We start from the raw sequence: 282 nt of genomic DNA, 5'->3' as shown, positions 1-282 counted from the left end.
GGTATAGGGTATCAATCCTCTAAAAAAGATTGGCAGTTATCAGGAAACCTGAGGTATTTAGGCAGAAAGCATCCCAATGATGCAAAGGTTGTTAATTTAGAATCTAATGGCTTTAATTCACCTTATCAGGAGTATATAGCGCCTTACAAACATATTGATAGGTCTAAATCAGCCTATGTCTATGATGTCTATGGCAGTAAAAAAATAGGCTCACAATTAAAACTATCAGCAGGAATATTTAACCTCTTTAATACCAATTATGTTCCGTGGGACAGCCTACGC

Annotated in this window: 1 pseudogene; it reads left to right on the top strand. The window is 36.5% G+C overall.

From position 1 onward, the window contains the following. A pseudogene (locus tag ACG916_RS21620) lies at window positions 1-282 on the top strand (TonB-dependent hemoglobin/transferrin/lactoferrin family receptor); the annotation flags it as partial.

The sequence above is a fragment of the Acinetobacter legionensis genome (assembly GCF_048552295.1).
In the GTDB taxonomy this organism is placed as follows: domain Bacteria; phylum Pseudomonadota; class Gammaproteobacteria; order Pseudomonadales; family Moraxellaceae; genus Acinetobacter.
The sequence above is the reverse complement of the archived record's forward strand: the minus strand, read 5'-3'. Positions and strand labels throughout refer to the sequence as shown.